This window comes from Nostoc sp. ChiQUE01b (genome assembly GCF_034531255.1).
GTDB lineage: Bacteria > Cyanobacteriota > Cyanobacteriia > Cyanobacteriales > Nostocaceae > Nostoc.
In genome coordinates this window covers 166,993-172,992 of record NZ_JAVRBM010000003.1, presented here as the reverse complement: position 1 = coordinate 172,992, position 6,000 = coordinate 166,993, and the positions used below count along the sequence as shown (strand labels likewise).

Below are 6,000 nucleotides of genomic sequence, written 5' to 3'. Positions count from 1 at the left end.
AATCTCTGGACAATAGCACATTGCAACGCCAAGAAGTGCCAGAGGATGAGGAAGAATTACAGATGAAGCCGATGGTGCAGCGTCAGGGTGGGGCTGGGATGGATGCAGCGCCAGACCTGGAAGCGTCCATTAACCAAGCAAGAGGTGGTGGACAGGCGATCGCAGACAACATCCGTGAACCGATGGAACAGGCATTTGGCGCAGATTTCAGTGGGGTGAAGGTTCACACCGATGGTCAATCTGACCAGTTGAATCGGTCAATTCAGGCGCGTGCTTTCACGACGGGACAAGATGTGTTCTTTCGCCAAGGAGAATATAATCCTGGGAGTAGGGGCGGACAGGAGTTGTTGGCACATGAGTTGACCCATGTGGTGCAGCAGGGTGGAAAAACTATGCTACAAAAACGGGATTACAACCCTAATCCTGTACCTGCTGCGGAAATAGCGCTGACTGCTCATCACGTTATTCCACATAGCAATTTAGAGAAGTATAAAGACAATGCCATTGCTAAAGAATTCATTCCTAATAAAGATAAGGTCACTCTTGAGCAGCTAGTTAATATCCGCTTACTTCCCAGACTTGATGATCTTCGTGGGTGGGGACAAGATTATTCTAAACATGGTGCAATGACGGCAAAAGATTTTCTTAGTAATACCAAAATTCGAAACACCTCTAAAGACGAGAAAAAAGACTATGAGAAAGTCCTTACAGCTATAAACAAAATTGACGAAGCAAAAACAGAAAAAAAACGTAATACCGATCTAAATCAATCGGAAAAAGAAGAAATTACTGGTTCCTTCTTTTTGTGGAGTCCTGCCAATATTTTTATCGGTCCCTCGCCCCAACTTCGAGATTGGGACCCTGGCAGCGACGGTCTTGACACTGATGGTCAATATTTCCTTGCTCAGGATCAGTATGCCTTATTGAATCAGACTTATGAATTGATGCAGCAACAAGGCGAGGATAAGACTATTTTGAAAAACTTTAGCAAGCTTGCCACTAATTACAACAAAGTGACTTCCTACGAGCCTCAAAAATGGCGGAAAATTAAGCCATCAAATAAATATTGTCCATCAGACAGAGAACCCAGAGCTTATTAGTAGCTATTGTAGTGCGATCGCTGCTCTTGTAGAGTGCGAAAACGTGTGTGCGATCGCGATGTTGTCGTTAAAAAACTCCATAACCCGTATATTCCCGCATTTCAGGAGATTGAAATCCTAGAACAATGTCATCTTTTGGAACCCCTTGCTCTACAAGTTCTTGAGCCACTCTCATTTCCGTCATATTCTGCTCAATCGAAATTTTTCCCTGTTTAATATCCAAATGTAAAACACAACCATAGACTCGCCGATGACCATCCCATCCCACATTCATAACCATGTAATGGTCTTGTTTTGTATCAAAAACAGTGTAACAATCAATCTGACCATTCGCTATTGGGATAGCAGCATAAGTCGTCAACAACGACTGAATAATATGGCGATTAGACTCTAGGGTATCCATTGTACAATTACCTCTTGAATTGGGTCATAAATAATTTGTTTAATCTGATATCTCTCTACAGATATTTGGGCAAATTCCCGCTTGAAAAAAGCTTCATAAACACCTATAAACACTGCCAAATAGAGAATGCGATTTGAATCGCTGATTTCTAAGGCAAGCCGATAATTCAAAAACTGTCCTAACGCAGCATGATAATCTGTTAGTGGTGAATCACTCAGAAACGTTTTAATCTCAACTGCAATTTTTTCTTCACCTCGCTCTGCCGCTAACAGTTGCTCTGCACCTAAATCTATTTCAAACTTAGTTCCGCCAACTTCCAGTCGCAGAGGATCATCGGTTATCTTCCACTGCTCCTTTTCCAAAGCAATTCTAACCACAGCATGAAATTTATCTTTAGCTGGCATTGTTAACGTTTTCTGATTTACTTAACATTTTAGTGCGATCGCCTGATCTTGTAGGGTGCATTAGCGAAGTGTGATCGCTCATTTTGTAGCGACTGTCTTGAATGTCAAGTGCGATCGCACATACGATAGGATTATAATGCTGGCAAGTTCGGGAAGCAATTACTGCGGATGGAAGTAGATCCTAGATGATACCAACTGTCGAGCAAATGCTTGTCTGTGTGCGAGTCTGCCAAACATTGTCTAACTTCTATACCAATATCCACCTATTCCGCTACGACGAAAAGCGTAAGGAAATTTATATTCTGGCTGGCGACACAATCGGTATCACTATCAAAGGAAACGGAAATTGGGAGTTTGATGATGACACAGAAGCCTGACTTTCAACAGATGAGTCGAAAAGAACTCAGAACTTATGTACTTACCCACCGAGAGGATGAAGAAGCTTTACGGATATATATGGCACGATTGCACAACGAGCCTGGTGTAATTCGACAAATCGGTGGACTAAATGAAGAGGATCTCAACCAACTAGAGCAGCTGATCAAAACACGAGTTGGTGATCGCTAATTTTGTAGATACAGTGTACTTCATTTACCTGAAATACGCTGTATCCCTCTTCTAAGAAACAGAAATGTTTCTTTACATCCATTGGGAATGCGTAGACGCTTGCGGCTTGTCGTCAGACATCGCTTCCTGAGACGCTTCTGTCACTCTCCGAAAACATTTACCATTTCTGAATTCTAGAGCTTTTGTATAGCAAGCGTAGGCGTAGCCCGCCGCAGGCATCGCGCGATTCTTTTCTAATAACAAATACAAGACCAATTTTTTTCTAATAGTATAGCTTGTATTGATTTCCTCATAAGGCTTAAGCGCGATCACCCTGCCGGAAAGTGACAGAAGAGGGGTATTGTAGCGTGCGTTAACGATCGGTCTTGAAGTGCGATCGCCTGATACTATAGAATCGGGTTCCTAAAAATTTAGACTTTGGGTGAATTGTATTATGAGTGCGATCGCTTTTTCCTGGCTCCTGCCTCCTTAATAATGATGCTTAAGAAGCCGATCGCTGCTGGTCAATTTGCAGTGGAATATTTTCTAGCACGAGTTGCCAAAAATGTTTGATGGGGGGAATTTGCAGACGGTCTTGAGTTGTTACCATAACTACTTGCCGAGTTAAACTGGAACCATCTGCTAAACCACTAGTATTATTACTGGCTAAGGAGCGAATTGCCAGGGTAGGGTCAAGACGAGCTTCCAATAATGCTGATTGAGGTAGCAAAGCTATCAATTTTCCTTGGCGCACGACTCCCCGGAAGGCATCTAGGGTATTTACCTCCAAAGCCGACTGGAGTGTAGCTTCCATCCGCTCAAATCTATCTTGGATTAAGCGTTGCATCCCATAACCATCTTTAAAAACTACTTGGGGATAACGAATTAGCTCCGACCAAGAGACGCATTCATATTGTGCCAGGGGATGATTGGTTGCGATTAAAACTTCTATAGGTTCATCATAAAGTACTTCTACCACCATTTCTCTACTGGTGGTTAAAAAGCGATTATTCATCACAATTGCTAAATCTACCAATCCATCTTTGAGGACTTTCAGGGCGCGATCGCTTCCCAATGAAGTCACCCGCAATTGCACATCTGGATAATCATGACAAAATTTTTGCAACACTGGTGGTAAGTAAGATCCACATAGGGAGTGAATCACGGCAATGCAAAGTTCTGGTTGCTTTCCGGCGATTAAATCGGCTAATTCTTCTGTAGCAGTCTGCCACTCTTGACAAATTTTACGGACGCGGGGTAACAAACGTTCACCTCCTAGCGTCAGTTTGGCATGAGTGCTTCTGTGAAACAGTTCTATCCCCAAATCTGCTTCTAATGCTTGAATTTGGCGACTAATCGTCGATTGGGTAACACCAGATGTTCGCGCTGCTTGTTGAAAGCTGCCGGTTTGGGCGATCGCTAGAAAGGCTTGCAACTGCTCTAGGCGCATTTTTATGTAGCCTGAATTACATTTATCAGTTTTATAAAGTTAACGGATTTTTATCCACAATTTAGTAGAGTTTGTTACAGCTTTTTTTCTCTGATTTACATTTAAGTAAATCGGATTTTACCGCCTTTGTCGTCAATGATGCGCTTTACAACGATTTTTTCGGTAAATTTCGCCAAAAAAATAATTGACTATTTTCTGCTGAAATATATAAATTTTTAGATAATATTTTTAACGGTATCGCTCTGAGGCGCTCTCGTGTGATTACAGAAGCTGATAGTTCAGCCTTAGTTTTGGAAGCTTTAAACGATTCTCAATTACCTGAATGTTACCGTTGGTCAGGTCGGTTTTGTACAACTTACGGATACAGCTGCGATCGCGTCAGCCCCTTCCCTACGGGACGCTGCACGTAGCTTGCTTCCCCGCAGGGGTACGGGGAAGTCAAAAGTCAAAAGTCAAAAATTTTAAACCCCATAAATAAATTTATTGGCTCTGTACCTTTTTCTTTCTGGTCAGATTTGCAAAAGACATAGAGGGCACAAACTACGTCTGTGCCCTCTTAGAGTGGTAAATGTAAATACTATTTTCTGGAGCGAGAACCTGCTACTTCATCAGGATCGCTATAAGCCCGGACTTTTTCGCGATTACGTAGTCCTGCTAAACCGGCTAGACCAAACAAACCTAGCCAACCCCAATTGAAACCGCGATCGCTAGTTCTTTCAGAAGTTGTGACCACTGTATTCCTGTTAGTACCTGTGGCATCAGTGCCAGTACCTGTGGTATCGGTGCCCGTTGTGCCAGTACCTGTGCTATCAGTACCCGTTGTTCCAGTACCTGTGCTATCAGTGCCCGTTATGCCAGTACCTGTTGTGCCAGTGCCCGTTGTGCCACCACCTGTAGCTCCAGGACTTGTTGTTGTGCCAGTACCTGTGCTATCAGTACCAGTTGTTCCAGTGCCTGTAGTTCCAGTACCCGTGCTATCAGTGCCTGTAGTTCCAGTACCTGTTGTGCCAGTACCTGTTGTTCCAGTTCCAGTGCCTGTTGTCCCAGTGCCTGTTGTCCCAGTTCCAGTGCCTGTTGTCCCAGTTCCAGTGCCTGTTGTTCCAGTTCCAGTACCTGTTGTTCCAGTTCCAGTGCCTGTTGTCCCAGTGCCTGTTGTCCCAGTTCCAGTGCCTGTTGTCCCAGTTCCAGTGCCTGTTGTTCCAGTTCCAGTGCCTGTTGTCCCAGTTCCAGTGCCTGTTGTCCCAGTTCCAGTGCTACCACTGGAGCCTCCACTGCCGGAGCCTCCACTTTGGGCGGAAACTGAAGGAGGTAAGGATACAGAAGCGAAACTGATGGCAAATACAGTAGCTAAAACGGTTTTAGATAAATCGAAAGGCTTCATAACTTATGGTTCCTTTTATTTTCGAGATTTGTCTGGTTGATTGATTTACAAAAGCAATATTGTCTCTTCAATCCACTGGTAAATTAGGTAAATTATCACGAGGCAGATTGAAGAGTGTTTTACTTAGCTTCTTATGAAAAAGTTGAAATGATTTGAAAATACCACAACAACTCGCTATTCGTCACATTAAGCAAAATAACTCATAATCAGTAATTACTACTTCAGGATTAATAACTCACGAATAAAGTTGCTTGTTAAAAATCGAAATAAATATTAGTACATTTATTTCTATCTATCCTAATTTTTTTATTTAATTACTTATTGTGAATTATTTTGTTAATGTTAGATAGCATCATAAGTGTTAGCTTTTCGCCGGACTTATACCATAAGAGTAAAACCACTTATATCGCAGGAATTAATTTGGCATTGAAGTTAGGTTAGTCTATAATTGTGAGAAAATTCAACGTTCTAAAATTTGTAATTAGATAAAACGACTTATCTATCTAAGAAGCACAAGCGATCGCTAAGTTAAGCAGGATTGTGATCTCAGTAAATATAATTACTTTATTGACATTAGTTTTTAGTTATTTGGATATAAAAGAACTAAAAACTTTAAACAGCCAGATGCTGCTAGCGGTTGAGACTCTATAAAGAATACCTCACAATACTATTTCACTTGAGAACTTATAACTTCATACTCCAGGAGTGTCTTACTT

Annotated in this window: 9 protein-coding genes; 4 read left to right on the top strand and 5 right to left on the bottom strand. The window is 42.0% G+C overall.

Annotation, left to right across the window (positions count from 1 at the left end):
• Positions 1–1,100 (top strand): DUF4157 domain-containing protein (locus tag RMY63_RS03670; RefSeq protein ID WP_322727397.1); only part of this gene is annotated, 1,100 nt, incomplete at its 5' end.
• A gap of 67 nt (positions 1,101–1,167) precedes the next feature.
• On the opposite strand, the gene RMY63_RS03665 is transcribed toward RMY63_RS03670, so the two are convergent.
• Entirely contained in the window at positions 1,168–1,503 is a 336-nt protein-coding gene (locus RMY63_RS03665) for a XisI protein (protein WP_322727396.1), read from the bottom strand.
• A complete protein-coding gene (locus tag RMY63_RS03660; protein ID WP_322727395.1) occupies positions 1,491–1,907 on the bottom strand; it encodes a XisH family protein in 417 nt (138 codons plus the stop codon). The genes RMY63_RS03665 and RMY63_RS03660 overlap by 13 nt, the downstream gene beginning before the upstream one ends.
• 185 nt (positions 1,908–2,092) lie before the next feature.
• On the opposite strand from RMY63_RS03660, the gene RMY63_RS03655 reads away from it, so the two are divergent.
• Positions 2,093–2,284, top strand: coding sequence for a DUF6888 family protein (locus RMY63_RS03655; protein ID WP_322727394.1), 192 nt, complete (start codon positions 2,093–2,095; stop codon positions 2,282–2,284).
• Between the two features lie 10 nt (positions 2,285–2,294).
• Complete coding sequence (locus RMY63_RS03650; RefSeq protein WP_322727393.1) at positions 2,295–2,474, top strand: DUF6887 family protein; 180 nt, start codon at positions 2,295–2,297, stop codon at positions 2,472–2,474.
• Between the two features lie 72 nt (positions 2,475–2,546).
• Here RMY63_RS03650 and RMY63_RS03645 read toward each other — a convergent pair whose 3' ends face one another.
• Positions 2,547–2,723, bottom strand: coding sequence for a hypothetical protein (locus RMY63_RS03645; RefSeq protein ID WP_322727392.1), 177 nt, complete (start codon positions 2,721–2,723; stop codon positions 2,547–2,549).
• A 232-nt stretch (positions 2,724–2,955) separates the two neighbouring features.
• Positions 2,956–3,903: a LysR family transcriptional regulator gene (locus RMY63_RS03640; protein ID WP_322727391.1), complete on the bottom strand. Its 948-nt coding sequence runs from the start codon at positions 3,901–3,903 to the stop codon at positions 2,956–2,958.
• Between the two features lie 257 nt (positions 3,904–4,160).
• Here RMY63_RS03640 and RMY63_RS03635 point away from each other — a divergent pair, with 257 nt between their 5' ends.
• Positions 4,161–4,313: a hypothetical protein gene (locus RMY63_RS03635; protein WP_322727390.1), complete on the top strand. Its 153-nt coding sequence runs from the start codon at positions 4,161–4,163 to the stop codon at positions 4,311–4,313.
• 167 nt (positions 4,314–4,480) lie between these two features.
• Here the strand turns inward: RMY63_RS03635 and RMY63_RS03630 are convergent, their stop codons facing one another.
• Complete coding sequence (locus RMY63_RS03630; RefSeq protein WP_322727389.1) at positions 4,481–5,284, bottom strand: WGxxGxxG-CTERM domain-containing protein; 804 nt, start codon at positions 5,282–5,284, stop codon at positions 4,481–4,483.
• Positions 5,285–6,000: the final 716 nt, after the last annotated feature.